The sequence below is a fragment of the Paraburkholderia sp. GAS448 genome (assembly GCF_050435685.1).
Classification (GTDB): Bacteria; Pseudomonadota; Gammaproteobacteria; order Burkholderiales; family Burkholderiaceae; genus Paraburkholderia.
The window spans coordinates 225841-244223 of sequence record NZ_JBNDKT010000008.1; the positions used below are offsets into that span (position 1 = coordinate 225841).

The 18383-nt window shown below is 61.1% G+C and carries 22 protein-coding genes, 1 tRNA gene and 3 pseudogenes; 12 read left to right on the top strand and 14 right to left on the bottom strand.

The annotated features are described in order from the left end of the window. Positions 1-184: 184 nt before the first annotated feature. The 6 genes from P3T23_RS17700 to P3T23_RS17725 all read right to left on the bottom strand — a co-directional run bounded on the left by P3T23_RS17700 (position 185) and on the right by P3T23_RS17725 (position 4017). Entirely contained in the window at positions 185-409 is a 225-nt protein-coding gene (locus P3T23_RS17700; RefSeq protein ID WP_429317446.1) for a hypothetical protein, read from the bottom strand. Positions 410-717: 308 nt separating this feature from the next. Further along, positions 718-1557: a tetratricopeptide repeat protein gene (locus P3T23_RS17705; RefSeq protein ID WP_429317447.1), complete on the bottom strand. Its 840-nt coding sequence runs from the start codon at positions 1555-1557 to the stop codon at positions 718-720. Continuing rightward, complete coding sequence (locus tag P3T23_RS17710) at positions 1554-2468, bottom strand: Ku protein (RefSeq protein ID WP_429317448.1); 915 nt, start codon at positions 2466-2468, stop codon at positions 1554-1556. The genes P3T23_RS17705 and P3T23_RS17710 overlap by 4 nt, the downstream gene beginning before the upstream one ends. Before the next feature lie 109 nt (positions 2469-2577). Then, positions 2578-2790: a hypothetical protein gene (locus tag P3T23_RS17715; RefSeq protein WP_429317449.1), complete on the bottom strand. Its 213-nt coding sequence runs from the start codon at positions 2788-2790 to the stop codon at positions 2578-2580. Further along, on the bottom strand, positions 2787-3392 hold the full coding sequence (locus tag P3T23_RS17720) for a hypothetical protein (RefSeq protein ID WP_429317450.1): 606 nt from the start codon (positions 3390-3392) through the stop codon (positions 2787-2789). Before P3T23_RS17720 ends, P3T23_RS17715 begins: the two co-directional genes overlap by 4 nt. A 307-nt stretch (positions 3393-3699) precedes the next feature. After that, on the bottom strand, positions 3700-4017 hold the full coding sequence (locus tag P3T23_RS17725) for a hypothetical protein (protein WP_429317451.1): 318 nt from the start codon (positions 4015-4017) through the stop codon (positions 3700-3702). 228 nt (positions 4018-4245) lie between these two features. Here P3T23_RS17725 and P3T23_RS17730 point away from each other — a divergent pair, with 228 nt between their 5' ends. From P3T23_RS17730 to P3T23_RS17760, 7 genes and pseudogenes are all read left to right on the top strand, one after another. Beyond that, on the top strand, positions 4246-4707 hold the full coding sequence (locus tag P3T23_RS17730) for a hypothetical protein (protein WP_429317452.1): 462 nt from the start codon (positions 4246-4248) through the stop codon (positions 4705-4707). A gap of 237 nt (positions 4708-4944) precedes the next feature. Further along, complete coding sequence (locus P3T23_RS17735) at positions 4945-5601, top strand: NADPH-dependent FMN reductase (protein WP_429317453.1); 657 nt, start codon at positions 4945-4947, stop codon at positions 5599-5601. Between the two features lie 394 nt (positions 5602-5995). Continuing rightward, the gene (locus P3T23_RS17740; RefSeq protein WP_133667037.1) at positions 5996-6211 is read left to right on the top strand and encodes a transcriptional regulator; all 216 of its coding nucleotides are present in this window, start codon (positions 5996-5998) and stop codon (positions 6209-6211) included. Positions 6212-6319: 108 nt separating this feature from the next. Further along, positions 6320-6571 (top strand): annotated as a pseudogene (locus P3T23_RS17745) (ferritin-like domain-containing protein); the annotation flags it as partial. A gap of 82 nt (positions 6572-6653) precedes the next feature. Then, positions 6654-8108, top strand: coding sequence for an indoleacetamide hydrolase (iaaH, locus tag P3T23_RS17750; protein WP_429317454.1), 1455 nt, complete (start codon positions 6654-6656; stop codon positions 8106-8108). Between the two features lie 138 nt (positions 8109-8246). Next, positions 8247-8978, top strand: a complete 732-nt coding sequence (locus tag P3T23_RS17755; protein WP_429317455.1) for a FadR/GntR family transcriptional regulator — start codon at positions 8247-8249, stop codon at positions 8976-8978. Continuing rightward, positions 8959-9747, top strand: a complete 789-nt coding sequence (locus tag P3T23_RS17760) for a CDP-diacylglycerol diphosphatase (protein WP_429317456.1) — start codon at positions 8959-8961, stop codon at positions 9745-9747. Before P3T23_RS17755 ends, P3T23_RS17760 begins: the two co-directional genes overlap by 20 nt. Before the next feature lie 7 nt (positions 9748-9754). Here P3T23_RS17760 and P3T23_RS17765 read toward each other — a convergent pair whose 3' ends face one another. Next, positions 9755-9991, bottom strand: coding sequence for a MarR family winged helix-turn-helix transcriptional regulator (locus tag P3T23_RS17765; RefSeq protein WP_429317457.1), 237 nt, complete (start codon positions 9989-9991; stop codon positions 9755-9757). A 146-nt stretch (positions 9992-10137) separates the two neighbouring features. Between P3T23_RS17765 and P3T23_RS17770 the strand changes: the two genes are divergently transcribed. From P3T23_RS17770 to P3T23_RS17780, 3 genes are read left to right on the top strand one after another with little or no spacing between them, the layout of a single operon-like run. Continuing rightward, positions 10138-11226, top strand: a complete 1089-nt coding sequence (locus tag P3T23_RS17770) for a fatty acid desaturase (protein WP_429317511.1) — start codon at positions 10138-10140, stop codon at positions 11224-11226. 19 nt (positions 11227-11245) lie between these two features. Next, positions 11246-11527 (top strand): Arm DNA-binding domain-containing protein, encoded by a 282-nt coding sequence (locus tag P3T23_RS17775; RefSeq protein WP_429317512.1) that lies wholly within the window; start codon positions 11246-11248, stop codon positions 11525-11527. Further along, positions 11412-11870, top strand: a complete 459-nt coding sequence (locus P3T23_RS17780; protein WP_429317458.1) for a tyrosine-type recombinase/integrase — start codon at positions 11412-11414, stop codon at positions 11868-11870. Before P3T23_RS17775 ends, P3T23_RS17780 begins: the two co-directional genes overlap by 116 nt. A gap of 307 nt (positions 11871-12177) precedes the next feature. On the opposite strand, the gene ltrA is transcribed toward P3T23_RS17780, so the two are convergent. The 7 genes and pseudogenes from ltrA to P3T23_RS17815 all read right to left on the bottom strand — a co-directional run bounded on the left by ltrA (position 12178) and on the right by P3T23_RS17815 (position 16576). Then, the gene (gene ltrA / locus P3T23_RS17785) at positions 12178-13425 is read right to left on the bottom strand and encodes a group II intron reverse transcriptase/maturase (RefSeq protein WP_429317459.1); all 1248 of its coding nucleotides are present in this window, start codon (positions 13423-13425) and stop codon (positions 12178-12180) included. A 185-nt stretch (positions 13426-13610) separates the two neighbouring features. Continuing rightward, entirely contained in the window at positions 13611-14396 is a 786-nt protein-coding gene (locus P3T23_RS17790) for a reverse transcriptase domain-containing protein (RefSeq protein WP_429317513.1), read from the bottom strand. Further along, positions 14305-14511, bottom strand: a pseudogene (locus tag P3T23_RS17795) (IS3 family transposase); the annotation flags it as partial. The gene P3T23_RS17790 and the pseudogene P3T23_RS17795, both read right to left, overlap by 92 nt. Positions 14512-14674: 163 nt before the next feature. Beyond that, positions 14675-14747: transfer RNA gene (locus P3T23_RS17800), tRNA-Arg, on the bottom strand. A gap of 45 nt (positions 14748-14792) precedes the next feature. Then, positions 14793-15354 (bottom strand): annotated as a pseudogene (locus P3T23_RS17805) (Hsp20/alpha crystallin family protein). Between the two features lie 322 nt (positions 15355-15676). Further along, positions 15677-16084: an Hsp20/alpha crystallin family protein gene (locus P3T23_RS17810; RefSeq protein WP_429317460.1), complete on the bottom strand. Its 408-nt coding sequence runs from the start codon at positions 16082-16084 to the stop codon at positions 15677-15679. Between the two features lie 24 nt (positions 16085-16108). Next, positions 16109-16576 carry an Hsp20/alpha crystallin family protein gene (locus tag P3T23_RS17815; RefSeq protein ID WP_429317461.1) on the bottom strand — a complete coding sequence of 156 codons (468 nt, stop codon included), beginning with the start codon at positions 16574-16576 and terminating at the stop codon, positions 16109-16111. A 243-nt stretch (positions 16577-16819) separates the two neighbouring features. On the opposite strand from P3T23_RS17815, the gene P3T23_RS17820 reads away from it, so the two are divergent. Together P3T23_RS17820 and P3T23_RS17825 are read left to right on the top strand one after the other, a co-directional pair. Next, positions 16820-17203, top strand: coding sequence for a hypothetical protein (locus tag P3T23_RS17820; protein WP_429317462.1), 384 nt, complete (start codon positions 16820-16822; stop codon positions 17201-17203). Between the two features lie 94 nt (positions 17204-17297). Then, positions 17298-17696 carry a hypothetical protein gene (locus tag P3T23_RS17825; RefSeq protein ID WP_429317463.1) on the top strand — a complete coding sequence of 133 codons (399 nt, stop codon included), beginning with the start codon at positions 17298-17300 and terminating at the stop codon, positions 17694-17696. The last annotated feature ends 687 nt before the right edge of the window (positions 17697-18383 follow it).

Sequence of the window (18383 nt, forward strand, 5' to 3'; positions counted from 1 at the left end):
TGGCTTATGTGCCTGTCTGCTTGTGACGCCAATATACGGGGAGACCGATACCTCAACAATTCGAGTATTGGATGAAGCGATAACAAAAGCGGATTGGACGGCCTGGGCAGATTGTGGGGGATGGGTCCGTCACAGGGATGTTGGGCGTCGCGCCACAGGCACGAGGACGTCCGACGCAGCCAGGCTACCGGAATAGCGTTTCCGGGTCGGCACGGTCTTCCACCGGTGTTTCGCTGAGTTCGCGAAACGTCGCAATAAGGCTCTGCCACGATGCGGACCACGTGGTTTCCCTTAGGCGGGTGCCTGTGGGGTCGGTGATTCGCAAGACACCCGTGTCGGGCAGGAATGTGAGCGTGACAGCGACGCCGTCAATTACACAGGTTGCGATGCAGGGTTTCGTCGCCAGCACGTTTGCCTCCATTGAGATTGGGCAGTCAGAGAGCCGCGCCGGAAGCGGGCTGAGCCTACTACGCAATGAGTGTGCCCATGCAAGCACCGCTCGCCGCTCTGGCCTGTTACACAAGGCTCCAGTGCGCTGCTTTGGCAGGATCAGGTCAACGGAGGGTGGAAAGAACGTTGCTGTGTCGGGTTCCGGCTAACACCTGCATCAGGCTGCCAATGCGGAAAGCCAACACTTGCATTCCACTGGTGCTGGGAGGCGTGTGAACCGTCGATATCCATGGGCCCAGGCTCAAGCGCGGCCGAGCCGGTCTTCTATCAGCTGTTGAGCCGGCGCCAGGCGCTCAAATGACGCACGAGCCCCTGCTTGTCCCCGCGCCTGTCCCGAAGCAAGCCGAGGTTGTGGTGGGCGTCCGCATAGGAGGGGTTGATCTCGAGACAGCGCCCATAGCTGCGCTCCGCGTCTTCCAGGCGGCCGACACCTTCGAGGGCCACAGCCCGGTTGAAGTGCAGGACGGCGTCGTCCGGAAAAAGAGCCAGAGCCTGCTCGAAGACGCCGAGCGCGTCTTCGCACCGCCGTTCGTCCTCGCAAAGGAGCGCGCCCAAATCCACGTACGCAGCGTAAAACGGTTCCGGAGAGAGCTCGATGGCCTTTCGATACGCCTGCTCCGCCCCCCTGGCGTCCGCATCGGCCAGTTGCTCCGCCAGTGCGTACCATTCCTCGGCATGAACGACAGCGTCCTTTTGCTCTGGCGATGTCTCCAGAAATACGACGTCGCCCTTGATTTCAGCGATTTCGAAATCCAGAAGAAGCTGGCCGGTATTGGCGTCCCATTGCGAAGGCCCGGTTTTGACCGCGACCGTGTTACCCACAGCGGTGACTCGAATGCCTGAAAGAGGCAGCTCATCGGGCAGTTCAGCTTTCAGGCGGGCAAGCGCAGCAAGAATTTTGCGCGAGGATATCTTCGCGGACTGCAGTTGGAATGCGGTGCGGAGCACGACAACGTCCCGGAAAGTAAATCGCAGCTCATTTAGTGGCCCCCGCGAAGGCGTCACGAATCCGGCTCCGATCAAACCGGACAACACTCGCCGGGAGACACCCAGCAGCGACTGGAGCTTGCGCAACGAGATGTCGTGTTGATTGCGTTTGCGTGTCACTTGCGAGCCCGAACCCTGGCTGGAATGGCAGGCGCCTTTTCGGCGCGTTGCGCCGGCTTCCTCGTCCGCGGTGCAGCGCCCGCAGCGATTTCGTCAGCATCCTTGCTCTTGCGCACGCCCGTTTTCGCCTTGGCGCCCCCCTTTGCAAGGCTTGCCCGCAATGCCTCCATCAGATCGATGACCTGTCCGCCGGAAGCCGGCTCTACCGGCTCGGCCGAGATAACCTGCTTGCCTTCGATCTTCCGGTCAATCGCGGCGAGTACTCGCTTTTTCTCCTCGTCCTCGTAAGCGGTCGGGTCGTAGTTGTCTTCAGTGCCCTGTTCGATGATCCGCAGCGCGAGGCTCAGCTCTGCGTCAGATACGGGTACGTGCTCGATGTGCAGGTCTGTCAGAGACCTGACTTCGTCGGCATAGAAGAGCTGCTGAAAAATCAGCCCCTCGTCGGTCGGTCTGACGAGAACAATGTGGGTCTTTCCCTTGGAAGCCCATTTTGCCAGCGCACATCGATGGCTTTCGAGCAACGCCTGCTGCAGCAGGCTGTACGGTTTGCCGCCGCGCTTGTCCGGTGCGATGAAGTAGGCTTTGTCGTAGTAAATCGGCTCGACGGATTTTTCGGGAATGAAGGCCACTATCTCTACGACATGGCTCGCACCTTCTTCGAGAGCCTTCAGTTCGTCGGCAGTGAACACGACGAATCTGTCTTTCTCGAACTCGTAACCCTTGTTCATCGACGACCGTTCGACGACTTCGCCAGTCGACTCCGACACGTACTGCTGTTTCACGCGGGACCCGTCCGGCGCCATCAGGTTGAACCTGACGTCCGAAGCGCTTTCGGTGGCCGAATACAGCTTGACGGGGATGGAAACCAGACCGAAGGATAACGATAGCGATGCGATTGAGCGCGCAGGCATGTGCTTCTCCTCGCAAGCCAGCACCGTGCGCCGGCTCGGTATGGCTGGCTCCCCGATGCCCGCCGGATTTAGATGCGGCCCCTATTCCTGGCCGAATTATGCCAAAAGCTTACCACCGCGAAAGTTCTAATTGCCGGCCGTTGCGCGGGCGCCCCAGCGGATCGATCACCGTCTTGCGGGACCGTTCGGTCAAGCTAACGAGACTGTAATCCTGGCGACGAAAACCGGCAAGCGCGGGCACGCCAGGATCGGTCGCCAATCGTCCCTGATCTTTGTTTGTATAAGCAGTACGAATCAAATCATTGATTTCCTGAGTACTCACTCGGGCGCGGCCCCCTCCCGCGCAACCGATACCGCGACAGCACCGACAAAGACCGCGCGAACCGAATCACCGACCTTCAGGTTACCGAGCGAAATGTCCGGCGCCACATCGAAGACCTCCGTCTGGATCGGACCGCGCAGCGTGACCTGGCGATGCTTTCGGTCGACTTCCAGCACTGTCGCCGATACTTCGACGGTGCGAGTGGATGTCACCACGCCTCCCGACGCCGGCTGCACGACTTCGGTTTCGACGCGCGCCCGGATTCCGCTCGACGCCACCTTGTCCAGATGAATCAGAATGGGACTCCTGTAGGCAATGTTCACTCTGTCACCGACCTCCAGCTTCGTTATGTCGGCAACATCCGGATTGACTTCGATCACGGCCATCTCGCCGCGAGGGTCACGCAAGGTCACACTGTTATGCACGGGGTCTACCCCGGCGACACGGGCCTGAATATGCCGAAGCGCCGGCGCGCCGGTCGCCTGTCGTCCCGGACGAGGACTGGCCTTCTGGGCAACGGCCGGTTGCAGCAACAGAAAACCGGCCGAAACAGCCAGCGCAACCCAGCCCAGGCGGAATGCATCAGTCTTGTATCCACTCATCTGCGTTTCCCCCGGGAGTATGGGCCGCTACGCAAAGCCGGTCAGGACGAAACCATCGGGAACATGAACCGGAACATACCAAAAAGAACGCTCGCGCGTATGACCGCAGTTGCTCACACCCCCGCTCTGGACGCGGGGCGACCAACCCTGCACCGTGCCTCGCAGACTCCAGCTTGCAATCCGGTGCCGCCCTCATTTCCCGGCGGTGCGGCTCCGCGCGGCCATCCCAAAGCCCGGTGCGCCGCAATCCGACGAATTGCGCGGGCAATTCCCCTCGCTTCGAGCGATTGCCGACGCGCTTTTTTCCTTAAACTACTTTCCATGGGCGCAACAAGTCATTGAACCCATCGTCGCGGTTCCCCTCCGCGTTGGTTTGAACCGTACCGTTGATAGCAGTTTGTCCTTGTTGTTTGTTGAAGTACCGGGCAGTAAAAGCAGTCGGTAGTGAAACAGATGGTGTTGTCGTGCATTGCAAAAAAAATCGCCAGGCGACAAAAGTTGTTGGGTTCACAGCAAGCAGCAGGTGAAGGACCAGTCGTGATGCAACAGGTGGTTGAATCAACAATATGGTTGTTGTAATGGGACGAGATCCACAGGCCTCCACGGGCCTGATCGACTCTTCCATCCTGTCGGGCCCTGTTCCCTCGTGGAACAGGGCTTTTTTTCGTCAGCCTCCACGACCGCAGCCTTGCTCAACCGATGATTAAGCCTATCTTAATAATCGCTTGCCATGATGAATCCACGGCGAGTGCAGCAACTCTGTTCCGGTCGCTGGCGGATCGTACGGCGTATCTTCCGGCCAGCAGCGCTCTAGTGGCGGTATCGAGAATTACGGAAGGAAATTCAACCCATCATGCCAGGCAAATCGCGAACCCGCAAACCTACGCAGCCGGCCATGTCACCGCTGCTTCGTGCACTCACCTATACCCGAGCCGCACATGAGCCCGTCACCGAGGCAATGCTTTTGCAGTGCTACACCGCTCTGGATGCCTTCCGGCGAGGCCATGGCTCGCGCGACCTCTTCGTGACTCTGGGTCGACAACTGCTGGTCGCCGAGGAGTTGGGTCGTCTCGGACACGAACCGTACGCACTTCCGGATGTTGAGGCAGCGCATTCGGCAATGATGCATATCGATATCGCTGAAAAGAAAGACGGCATATGGCTCATCAGCGATGCAGACTACGCGCAGCTCTGCGTTGCGCTCGAAATCTTCGACCGGCAACTGTCCGTCGCATCGCTTGGCGACATCGCAAGGGCCGAAGCACAAATGCTTGAAGGCGTGCTTCGCTCCGCGCGCAACACCGCCATTGCCTGACGCACACCGCTTCCGGGAACCCGTAGGTCCGTGTCGTCGAATGCAGGCGTCACAGGGGCGGTTCTGGTTCGGCCAGCCGCCCGATTAACTCCTCCCGCTTATATCGTTAGAACAAAAAACACATTCGCGCCGGCCCGATCAGTCACTAAGATGGCGATTCAAGCCTGGTTCGTCCGGGTTCCCGCGCGCGCAGCCCCGCCGCGTGGGCCTGACGGCCACCGTTGAAGGAGCATTTTCTTGACCCGTTTCGATCATCATCGCCGGCCACTCGTCGTGGGAATCGGTGGCACGACGCGCGCGGCGTCGTCTACCGAGCGTGCGCTCGGTTTCGCGTTGCGCGGCGCCGAAAGCGCCGGTGCGCGCACCCATCTGTTTGGGGGCACCTTTCTGCACAGCTTGCCGCATTACGCGCCGGAAAATCCGCAACGCACCGACGAACAGCTTCAGCTGATCGAAGCGGTTCGCGACGCGGACGCGATCATCATCGCGACGCCGGGCTATCACGGCGGCGTCTCCGGCCTTGTCAAGAACGCACTCGACACGCTGGAAGAACTGCGTTCCGACGATCGTCCGTACCTGGACGGCCGCGCGGTCGGCTGCATCGTGACGGCATACGGGTGGCAGGCTGCCGGTTCGGTACTCACATCGTTGCGCTCGATCGTTCATGCATTGCGCGGCTGGCCAACGCCGTTCGGCGCGGGCATCAATACGCTCGAGACACGCTTTGAAACCGTCGATACCTGCTCCGATCCGAAGGTCGTCGAGCAACTCGCAACCGTCGGCCGTCAGGCGGCGCAATTCGCGCTCGCATTCGGGGCACAGCACACGCCATCCCAACAGGCTGGCGTATCGCCGGAAGCCCGTTCGGCAAAGGTCCTGACGCTCGCAAACTGAGCGCGGTCTCATCTGCAGATACCGGGAAGTCAGAGGCGAAATCATCGCGCCTCGTCGCCCGTCGCCCCGTCGCCGATTGCCTCGTGCGACGGGTCACCTGCCTGCAAGGCGGTCAGGGTGCGCCACCGCACACATCCCGTCTTGCGCCCCGGTCTTCCGTGTGCCAAACCACAGACGCCCCCTGACGCGCGCAGGATATTGCCTCAAGCGCATACGACACCGCCACATCCGAATCTCAGATGACCGTTACAGGCCGCCCCTGATTTGCTTGCGACGAAAGATTGGTTCACTCGGTACGCGGCGCGGCCTACGCTTGGTCCCTGCCCGCTCATTGATCGACCGTCGCTTGATGCGTGAACCCAGAACGCAAGCGGGCACGATCATCGCCACGACCATGACTCGAAATATTCGCTACAAAGGCTACGAGGTCGCGCCCATGGCGCAGCGGCTTCCGAACGGCCTGTTCGCCGCCAATCTGACCATCGAGAAGCTCACCGCCAGCCGCGGCCCTGCGTATTCGTTCGACGCACTCGACTACTTCTTCGACGAAGAGCACGCCCTCGCCTATGCGTTCCGCTGGGGACGTTTGTGGATCGATAGCCATCAGTGAGCGACAGACAGGATCCGGGCGCAGACGGTGCACCGGCGGCTTCGGCGTCCTGTTTTCATAGCTTGTGCCAGAATAGGCGAACTGTTCGCTCGCCCATTTTCGCCTGCCATGTCCGAAACCCTGACGCATGCACCCGAAGATCGCGCCCTGCGCCATTGGACGTTTCGTCATCCAGCACGCGTCAAGATCGGCTCCGACGCGCACAGGCAGATGTTCTGCCGCATGCTGCTGGAAGCGCACAATCCTTGCAAACCTGCCGTTGCAGACTGGCCGCCGCTTCTGCCTGATGCGTTCAGGCATCTGACCTCGCTGCCGATCTGGAACATTGCCGTTCAGACCGAAGGCCGCGCCTCCTCGCGCTACTTCCACTGCGCTTCATGAAGACATCGCGCGCGGCAGACGTCTTCACCGCGCACCCCTGGTACGAACAGAGAGGCACAGCATGGCATGGACGGTCGATGAACAACTGGCGCTGACGGCCACCGAGGCGGTCGCGGCCATTCAGGCGGGGCGTCTTTCGGCTACCGACTATGTCGCCACGCTGCTTGCCCGCGCTGCCGCGCTCTCCACGCTCAATGCGTTGACGGCGCTCAATATGGAAGGGGCGCTCGACGCCGCCGCGCGCATCGATGCGCTGTCCGCAAGCGAAAAAGCGCGCCTGCCGCTGGCCGGCCTGCCTGTCGTCATCAAGGACAACATCAATACGATTGGCCTCCTGACCTCGGCCGGCACGCCCGCACTCGAGAATTTCGTTCCGCAAACCAATGCGCCTTCGGTACAGCGGCTGCTCGATGCCGGCGCGATCGTGCTCGGCAAGGCCAACATGCACGAACTGGCGTTCGGCATCACGAGCACCAATCTGAGCCCGCACGCTGGCATCGTGCGCAATCCGTACGACGCGGCGCTGATTCCCGGCGGATCATCGGGCGGCACGGCGGCGGCCATCGCCGCGCGCATCGCGCCGGCCGGACTCGGCACCGACACCGGCGGCTCGACGCGCATTCCCGCCGCACTCACCGGCACAGCCGGCTTTCGTCCGTCGGTCGGCAATGGCGGGCGCGAACGGCGCTATCACGATACGAATGCGGTCGTGCCGATCAGCCGCACGCGCGACACCGTCGGGCCGATGGCGCGCACGGTCGCGGATATTGCGCTGCTCGACGGTGTCGTGACCGGCGACACCGCGTTGCCTGCCATTGCACTCGCGGGCTTGCGCATCGGCCTGCCTGCACAGTTGTGGGAGGGGCTGGAGCAGGCGCTTGAACAGGTCGTCCGGGCCGCGCTGGGCCGGCTCGCGGCTGCCGGCGTGAGCTTCGTCGACGTCGATATGCCCGAACTGCTCACGTTCAATGACAGGATCAGTTCGCCCGTGGCGCTGCATGAACCCGTCGATGACGTGCCGGCCTGGCTCCTCGCCAACCATGCTCCAGTGAAAACCCTCAACGCGCTCGCCGCGCGAATCGCCAGCCCGGACGTGCGGGGCGTCTACGATGCCGTCATCGCCGATGTCTTCGCCGGACAATACGAAGACGCCATGAAGACATGGCGTCCGCAACTTCAGAAGCTCTACGCCGATACGTTCGCGACGCACGGGATCGACGCGCTGTTGTTTCCGACCACGCTACTCGCCGCTGTGCCGATCGACGAGGTGAACGGTTCGTCGTCGGTGTCGGTCGATGGAGGGCCGACCGTCGACGAGATGGCGGCGTTCCTGCGCAATACGGATCCAGCCAGCAACGCCGGTATTCCCGGACTGTCGCTGCCGGCCGGCATGACTGGCGACGGCCGTCCGGTTGGTCTCGAACTCGATGGTCCGACCGGCAGCGACCGGCGCCTCCTCGCGATCGGCATGGCGTTCGAGACGGTGCTCGGATCGTTGCCCGCGCCGGTGCTGTGACGCCGGCGAGGGCTCGCGGCACGCCGGCGCGAGCCCCGGCTGACGGGCGCTATAATCCCTCCGTTCCGCCGGCGGCCCGCGCTTGCGCGCGTCGAGCGCCGGGACACGCCGCCGTCTATCGCCACGCCCGCTGATCTCATGCAATTTCGCCCGATCCCGACTTTCACTCGCAAGCGCCTTTCCGACGTCGTATCGGACCAGATCAAGCAGTTGATCTCGGACGGCGCGCTGCGTCCGGGCGACCGTCTGCCTGCGGAGCGCGATCTGGCGACACAGCTGGGCGTGTCGCGTCCGTCGCTGCGCGAAGCGTTGATCCGGCTCGAAGCGGACGGCTACATCGAAATGACCGGACGCGGCGGCTTCGTGGTCGTCGACATGACGGCCGCCGTGATCTCGAAGCCGCTCGCCGAACTGCTGCTGCAAAATCCGCGCACGAGCGCGGATATTCTCGAATTGCGGCAAGGGCTGGAAGCCATCGCAACCGTGTATGCCACCGAGCGCGCGACACCCGGCGATCTCGAAGCCATCCGCGCCGCATTCGAGGCGCTGAAGGCCTGCGCGCTGTCGTCCGATCGCACGCAACTGGCCGACCTCGATGCCGCCTTTCACCTCGCGATCGCCGATTCGACCCACAACATCGCGCTTGCGCATGTGATGCACGGCATCCACACGTTGATCCGCGAATCCATGCGGCAATCGCACCGGCTCATCGACTACGACGACGCGATGGAACGGCAACTGCTCGACCAGCACCAGGCGATCTTCGACGCCGTGATGGCGCGCGACTCGCAGCAGGCACGCAAGGCCGCCGAACAGCACCTGATCTACGTGCGCCATCTCTACGAACAGCATGCCGCAAATGAGACCTGAATCGCGTCACAGACGCCCCCTGCGCGTCGCGCTCTGGACAGTCGCGAGCATGGTGCTCGCCGCGGCAAGCGCCGGCTGCGCGCAACTCGCCGCGGCCGATTCGAACGCGCTGTGGAAAATCGTCGACGGACAGTGCGTGATGTCGATGAGATCGGCAGGCAATCCGGGCTTCTGCGCGCGCGTCGATCTGGCCGGGCATTATGCGATCCTGAAGGACATCAACGGCTCGTCGCAGTATCTGCTGATTCCGACCGTGCGCGTGCCCGGCATCGAAAGCCCGAGCCTTCTCGATCACGATGCGCCCCGGTACTGGTCCGCTGCGTGGGATTCGCGCACCTACGTCGAAAAGGCCGTCAAGAAGCCGCTTGGCGACAATCAGATGGGGCTTGAAATCAACTCGGCGTATCGCCGCTCGCAGTCGCAACTGCATATCCATATCGACTGCATGCGCGCCGACGTCATCGACGCGCTCGCGCGGCATCGCGAGAATACGCCCGGCAAATGGCACTGGGACACGATCGACGGCAACCGTTACCGGATCATGCGCGTGACGGCGTTGACAGAGGGCGACGACCCGTTTCGCATCGTCGCGCGCGATCGCGCTGCGTCCGATGCGATGGCTTCGCAGACCGTTCTGGTTACCGGCGCAGGGCCGTCGGCTGCGAGCGACGGCTGGCTGATCGTCAACAGTGGTCTCGATCTCGATGAAGGCAGCGGGTCGGCCGAACCCCTGCTCGATCACGCCTGCAAGATCGCGCGCCAACCGTAGCCGTGTTTCAACCGCTGCTGGTCGTGTCGCTGTCGAGTGCGAGACTGACCAGCCAGCGCCGCACGATTCGCTCTTCTTCTTCCGATAAACCAGCGAGCGCCTGCTTTTCGATCGCCTGCACGCGGCTGCGGCAGCGTTTGACGAGCGCGTGACCCTCTTCGGTCACGTCGATATGCTGGATGCGCCCGTGCACCGCATGTGGCCGGCGCGCGATCCAACCCGTCCGCTCGAGGCGCCTCTCCATGCTTAGCGCTTTTCCGCAGATGCTTTTCGCCAGAAATTGGTTCTGCCGGAACGGGACAGTCTTTACGATGAGCTTCAATGCGCGTACGGGCCGATTGTTCCGACGATACGCGGCGTCAACTCTTGCGGAAGCATTCGAACCAGCCGATGGCGATCTACCTCGACGACACACAACGCCACGGGCTTGCCCGCCTGAGCACGAGCTGGACATGGCGCACCGAATGGCCAACGTGGGTCCTGATCGCGACGATCTATGGCGTGTGGGTCGTCGTGGCCACACATGTTCGCGCGCTGGGTCTTCCGCTTTCGATTGCTTTGCTCGCGTTGCTCGGCACGTGGCACATGTCGCTGCAGCATGAATTGCTGCACGGTCACCCGACCCGCTCACGCACCATCAACGGCCTGCTCGGCTTCGCACCGCTGGCCGTCTGGTTCCCCTATGCGATCTATCGCGATCTGCATCTCCGGCATCACGACGATCCGCATTTGACGCGTCCGGAACTGGATCCGGAAAGTTATTTCGTTACGCATCGGACGTGGCAACGCTCCGGCATGTTGATGCGGATACTGCTCACCGCGCGCAATACGTTTTCTGGAAGGCTGCTGGTCGGCCCCGCATTCTCGATCGCAGCGACTTTGACCGATGCCTTTCGCAAGCTTGCCGCAGGCGACTGGCGTGATGTCCCGACGTGGGTCGCGCATCTCGTCGCACTGGCCGCGCTGACGTACTGGCTCGATCATTCTTGCGGTCTGCCCGCGTGGAGTTTTATCGTCGGCGTCGGATATGCGTCGCTGGCGCTCGCGTCCGTGCGGTCGTTTCACGAGCACCGGGCGGCTGGCTCATATGAGCATCGCTCAGTCATCAACGAGGCGGGACCGTTCTGGCGAATACTGTTCCTGAACAACAACTATCATCTGGTTCATCATGACTTGCCGCATGTGCCGTGGTTTGCGCTTCGGGAGGTCTATGAGACGTCCCGCCAACAGTATGTTGAACGCTCCGGAGGCTTTCTAGTCAAGGGTTACAGCGAATGGTTCAGGCGATATGGACTCACTGCGGTGGCGCATCCGGTGGCTGGCTTTAGTTTCGATCGCTTCCGAGGAAATCCGCCAGCTTCCGTCGGTTTTGCAGGTAAATTGCAGGTAAATTTCATGGTAGTTGTCCGTGACGGAGCTCGCCATGAAGCTCACCTATCCGCTCCTGCTGAACGCGAAACCACAAGCCAAGCCCTATAAGCTCACCGACCGCGACTCGATGTATTTATACGTATCGATCACGGGTACGAAGACGTGGAAATTCGACTACCGACTGGACGACAAGGCTTGCACGTACACTCTCGGGCGCTTCCCCGACCTGTCGCTTCATGACGCACGAGAATTGCGAGGCAATGCCGCCAAGCTGGTCGGGGCCGGCATCCGAGTTGCGAGGTGCGACGTGGAAGGAGCTCGACTTGGAATCAGCGATATGGGCCATTCCCGGCGAACGCATGACGATGGGACATCCGCATGTCGTGCCGCTGAGCACCCAAGCAATTGAGGTCTTGAAAAAAGTTCGGCAAATTGCACGAGCTAAAGGCGCTGACAACTACCTGTTCCCTAACGTCAGAGACAAATCGCGCCCTATGGCAGCTACCACAATCAATGCGGCCTTAGTCCGTGCTGGATTCAATCAGGAACGTCTGTTCAGGGCACACGGCGCTCGAGGTACGTTTAGCACATGGGCGCACGAAGAGGGATTCGCCCCACTGGCGATTGAACGGCAGTTGGCCCACGTCGAGAGAAATCGCGTGAGTCGCGCGTATAACAAGGCCGAATTTCTTCCTGAGAGACAGAGGATGATGCAGGATTGGGGCGACTATCTGCAGAGCATGGGCGGTTGATTCTGTGTAGCAAGTTGCTTGCGTCTCATCCGTCTCTGCGCCTCGCTTCTTTAGACCCATGGGAGGGCAGAAGACTCCAATACTTGCTTGCCATGCGCTGCCGAGTTTCATCTCCCTGCCCAGCCATGCTCTAGCTAATGCCCTACCCGTACAACGAAAACTGGGCAGCCGCGAGACACCAAAAATGCGCCCATGACGCACGCGACTCCCTCCTTGAGGGTTAGTGTCGAATTGTCGAGTAGCGCAAGGGAATTGCGCCCTCACGCTCTCACAGATCCGGACGTGAATCTCTCGATTCATCCGGCTCTTATCGTCCAACCGCCGCCTCCACGCTCCAGTGGGCAAACAACCCGGGCTGCCGGGATCGGATCCCCGACAGCCACGCCCAAGCTCGCGCCGGACGTCTGGAAAGAGACTTATATTTCCGCCGTGCCCACCGCACCAGCGCCGCATCAACATATCGCATCACCTGCGCGAGAACCGACCGTGAGAACCGCCCGTAGTACTGAATCCAGCCCCGCAGGATCGGACGCGTGTAATCCGCCAGGTCATCCAGCGTCAGATCGGAACGACGCCACAGCCAATTGCGACGCAACTCCTGGCGCATCGCCTTGGCTGCTTTGTTGCTCACCGCCGGAGTAAAGCCGACAGACAGTTTGCCCATCCGATTCATAACGCTCCGCGGCCGGAACGTATAGCCCAGAAAGTCGAACTGGCAGGTTGGATAGTCCACAGGCCGATTGGCCTGCTTGCAGTGCACGATTTTGGTTTTGTCTGGATGCAGAGCCAGCTTGCACTCCACGAGCCGCGCCTCCAGTTCCTGCCGGAGCAGCCGAGCCTGCGCTTCGCTCTGGCAGTGATAGACGGCATCGTCCGCGTAACGCTCGAATGGCACATCGGGGTGATGCTTTTGCATCCATCGGTCGAGAGCATAATGGAGAAACAGATTGGCCAGCGCTGGACTAACGACACCGCCTTGCGGGGTGCCCTTGTCAGGTTGCATCACGGTCCCATCCGGCATTTGCACGGGTGCCTTGAGCCAGCGCTCGACGTACAGCAGCGCCCATGCGCAATCCGTGTGGCAGCGCACCGCTCGCATCATGAGTTCCCAGTCGATGCTACCGAAGAAATTCTTGATGTCGAGGTCCAGCACCCAAGCGTAGTTCCAGCATCGCTGCCGAGCCACGTCGAGTGCCCGATGCGCAGACCGCCCTGGACGATATCCATATGAATCGTCGTGAAACACAGGCTCCACAAGCGGTTCCAGATATCGCTTGACCACCGTCTGAGCGATGCGATCAGAGATCGTGGGTATACCCAACGGCCTCGTCCCCGCACCTCCAGCTTTCGGTATGTCAACCCGCAGTACAGGTGGCGGCATGTAACTACCGGACGACATCCGATTCCAGATTCGGTACAGATTATTCTTCAGATCCGCCCCGAATTCCTGCATCGACTGTTCATCCACGCCCGCCGCCCCACGGTTGGCCTTCACCTGTTTATATGCTTCCCATACCTCACGCTTGGAAATACTAAACGGCTTTGCTTTATCCACGCAGGTCCTCCCCTTGCAGGTTGCCCGCAGCATAAAGCCAGACGATGACGCTCCTTCGGTCCAGTCCCATTACAGGACCTTCAACCCTGTCGGGTCGGAGGAGGCGCGCTTGCGCGCTAGCCTCCGTCCGCCGCTCAAACCGGACGTGTAGTTCTCCCGCATCCGGCTTTCGCAAAGACGCGCTTTCAGCGCAGATTAAGTGAAGGTATCAGAAAGACCAGCCGAACAAGACCCATCTCGTTATAAAGCCGTCGCTCGGGAAGCTGTTTCCAGCCGCGGCAACGCCATCGCTTGAATCGATGCGACCAGATGCGCCGCAGGATCCAGCGATCCAGATGGGCGAAGAGCTTGCGGATGTGAGCCTTGCAGAAATACAGCCCCCAGCCGCGAATGACCGGATTGATTTCAGCGATCAACCCCTGCGTGTCCACAGGCACCTTACGCCGAGTACGCTTGCGTATCTGATCCATAAAGTGTTGTAGGGATTTCTCGCGCGGATACGCATAGAGGTCACCCTCACGGGTGCCACTGCGGGTCTTGCTAGAGGGCAGAGCAAGACGACGACTGCCCCGCTTGATCTTGTACCCTGGAAACTCGAAACCACGTGATACATGAACTATTTGCGTCTTGCTTTCGTTCAGCATCACGCCCAACTCCGTCAGAATCTTCCCGGCCTGTGCTAACACTTCATGCGCTTCCTTCCGGGTGCGACATGTCACCACCCAGTCGTCTGCATACCGTGTTAGTCGATAGCCACGCCTTCGCATCTCCCAGTCAAACGGAGTAAGAAGAATGTTACTCAAGATCGGTGAAACGACCCCGCCTTGAGGTGTTCCCTGAGCTTGCCCGCGAATTCCGGATCCCTTAACTGAGCGGAAATTATGCCACCCGTTGGTTCTGGACGGCGTAGCAGTCCTGCTCGAATTGCATCGGGCTGACGTCGCCCAGCGTCGAGTGCCAGCGCGAATGATTGCAGAAGCTCAACCAGTCGTTTACCTCGTCCATCGCTTCGCGACGCCTTGCAAAGCGCTGACCGAGTATGCGTGCACGCTTGAGCGATCCCCACAGGCTCTCGGTGCGCGCGTTGAGGCTTCCATGTCGAGCGACGCGCATCGAATCGGCCAGATCAGCCAGGCGTCGGACGTAATAAACGTGTCCCCGCCACTTCCCAGCAACTGCGGACGAAACCCCAAGGTTTTTAACGCTCCCCAGATTTACTCGCGAAGGAGTGACAACTTTATTGCGGTCTACGGCCGTACTGGATTCAAACCAGTGACCAACGGATTAGAAGTCCGCTGCTCTACCTGCCGAGCTAACGACCCGGGCTACTCCCATTCATCTCGCAAGCGCCACGTCGCCGCCCAACGCTAGCCGATATCGATCGTGTGGCTCGCGAATCGAGGCGGCTCCTGTTTCGGCACGGTCAAACTAAGCACTCCCTTGTCAAACTTTGCGAGAGCGTGGTCGGGATCGGCGTTTTCCGGCATCGGGATCGTGCGCGTGAAGGCCCCATACGCCCGTTCAAGTCGATAGCAGCCGTCTTCCTCGCTGTGCACATCCTGCTTTTTCTCACCGCGCAACACCAGTGCCCCATCCTCAACGGTAACGTTCAGATCCTCCCTCTCCATGCCTGGCAACTCGACAGTCACGCGCAGTATCTTCCCCTCGTCAACCACGTCGATGCGCGGCTGGAAACGCGATGAACTGAAGTCGCCAAACCATCGTTCGAGCGCGCCACGCGCCGCGAACGGATCGTGAAAAGAATCCTCCATTGCGCGCCACTGATCACGAGAAAAAGCCGCGAAATGTCAGGCCACGGAACACGCGACGATTCGCTGTCGGGCGAGCTTTGCGCACTGTCCGCCTCCGGCTTGCGTCCTGAACCGCGGAGAAATTTGAAAGGGTTCCCCTTTTCGGGTCGGTGTTCATCTCATGCTCCTTGATGGTCTGGCAGGAGAACCGGAATTCCGTGCTCGCGCCCTCACTGAAACGTTTCTGCTGACGTCTATGGGCCGCGCCTCCGAGCGGCCGCCGTCGCCTGGCGTCAGGCCCGCGGATACATGGTTTGCAGTCAGCCTGACTGGGATGGCCAGGCCGCCTGCGAACCGCCGTACCGTCACGGCCCACGTGCAGATCCTGTATCCGCGCCACCAGTCATCATGACGAGCTTCATCCGCGCCTCGACCAACCGGGCGGTGGCGACCTGGCGGCCGCCCCCGGTTTGTCTCCCGTCGTCGCTGGCCTTCCGGGCTCAGTTCGTTCGCACCTCGATCCGTCGCGGCCGTGCTTCGTCGCGACGCGGAATCGTCAGCTTCAGCACGCCGTCCTGCAGGTTCGCGTCGATCTTCGATGTGTCAAAGTCCGGGCTCAGCGAGAACGCGCGCGCGAAATGCGGTTCACGGATCTCGGCATGCTGCAGCCGCAGACCGGCGGGTGTGGGCACGACCGCTTCGGCCTCGATATAGAGATTGCCGTCGTGCACCTTCACGTCGAGTTTGTCCTTTGTGACGCCTGGAAGGTCCGCCCACAGCGTAATGCCCTGGCTGTCCTCGAATACGTCGACGGCCGGTGTAAGCGTCATCCGTCGTACCGGCTGGTCGCCCTCGCGTCGTGCTACGGCTTTCTGGTCGCGTTCAGCAACCTGTGTCCTGTCGTTCATGGCCTGCTCCTCGAATAACTGGCATTACTGCACGGTGATGGCCCGCGGCTTCGACGCTTCGCGCTTGCCGACGGTGATCGACAGGCAGCCGTTGGTGTAGCGGGCCTGCACCCTGTCTGGGTCGGCATTCTGCGGAAGCTCGATAACGCGGCGGAACGCACCGGTGAAGCGCTCCTGCGCGTAGGTGCGGATATCGTCGCGCGTTGGGTCGCCGCGGGTGTCGCCACTGGCCTCCGGCCGCGCTGGCTTGCGCTCGCCGGCAATCGTCAAAAGCCCCTTGTCGATCGACACGTCGAGTTCAGCGGCATTGACGCCCGGCGCGAACGCGACTATCTCGATCGAGTCGTCGGTCGCACCGATGTTGACCTGCGGGAAGGCGCCGAGGCGCCCGGAGCGGATGCTGGACGGGAAGCCGCCGAACAGGCTGTCCATCTGCCGCTGCAGACGGTCGAATTCACTGAACAGGTCGGTTCCGGAAAAGAGATCACTCATCGTATCCTCCTTCGATGCAGCGAGGAGGCGAACGGGCCTACGCGCTCCAGTCCGCCTGCCAGGCCGCTGGCAAACAAATCGAAACACGCAGCGCACCGGATGTAACCGGCACATCTGCCTGAGCGAAATTAAAGATAGAACCTACGGTGAAAATTTCAAGGGGGCGGTGGTGAAATTCCGGTCTTGAAAATCGCCTGCCAAATCCTATTATCGCGGTGCCTTGCAACGGAACCGGAGGACACCATGGAATTCGATTCGGACTGGCTCACGCTTGGCAGACACCGCGTCCGGCTGCGCTCGACCAGAGGCTTTCCGACGGAATTGATGCGTAGCGTGGCGGAGGTCGTGCAACTCGCGATCGACAACAACATGAGCGCCCGCGCGCGGCTGGTCGAGATCGTCTTCCAGCACGAACAAACCTACGATATCGCTGTCGGCACGACACTTACCGAAGACCGCGTTTGTGCGCCGCAACTGGAAGCGGCGATCGCGGTGGTGCTCGGACTGCTGCCGGAGCAGGTGAACATCATCGTGACGACAGTCAGTCAGGGGGAAGTCGACCTGCATTTCGGCGTGTATGAACGCATGCTGGCCGAGAAACTGGGCGTGGTGCCGCCAATCCAGTGATCTTCGGGCGATTGCGCTGAACCGCAGGGGCAGCCTCCGCGAAGAGGGTTACAGGCTACACCCTGAATCATACAAGCCGGATGGGAGCTGCATCATGAAAGAACGCTCACAGGCACTGTTGGCGTCGGCCGTCCTGGCCGCCAGCTCAGCAGCTGCCGGGGTGGCCGCCGAACCGCCCCTGAAAACACTGCCGTTGCAACAGGACATCTGGATCACTGGCACGATCCAGCGGGGCAACGGACAGTACGCGCCCGGCGACTATACGTCGCTCCGGCTGGACCGCCCGTCAACCTCGCCCTGCAACGACAAGGTCGTGACCGATATCGTGCTTGGGAAGGCGGGCGTAACTGACCGTTTGCTTCTGCTACCTTATCTGGGGCAGCGGGTTGCGGTGAAGGGACGCGTCATCTGTCCGGATTCCGGTATCCAGTTGACGCCGACGCCGGACTTCGTGTTTCCGATCTACCGAGTCGCGGCACCTCCCGGACCCTAACAAGGTCCGGGACGCGACACGCGTTTTCGTCCGTGCAGCCGGCGACGACCTGACCTAATGCCGGCAGTCTTGCTTTCCTGGCGAGCGCGGTATAGATGTTCACGTAGTGCTGCGCCATGGCCCTCGAGGTGAAGCGGCGCACGAAGGCGACCCGGATTGACGTACGGGGCAGCGTGTCGAGTCGTGTTACCGCATCGATCGCCCCTGCCACATCATCCACGATTTAGCCTGTCACACTGTGGCCAATCACTTCCGGTGAAAAAATGAGCTGCCATTGTTGGCCATGACACCGCCATCAGGCGTCTCGCGGGTTCCTCTGATTTGAACCTCGCCAGCGGGTGGTTTGACACAGCGAGTGTGTGTGGCTGTAGCGCAGCCGTACCGCGTTCACTCCGACGGGGCTGTCGCAGGAAACGGACTGTGCCAGTCCATCCAGTCATATGAGTCGCCGTGGTGCGCCCATGACCAGTTCCTTGCCGGCGGGGGATTGATCACATCGACGACATCGTTCGGCGCCGAACCCACGTCGCGTCGATCACTCGTACCCCTTCGGTGATCAATATTTTGAGAATTCGTGTGATCGTAAAACATGATTATCTCCTTTGAGGGGCTTACATACAAAACTGCCCGCGCCAACCAGTGCGAGACTCGGGGCTCTGTCGGGGCGCCGAGTTCTGACGATCGAAA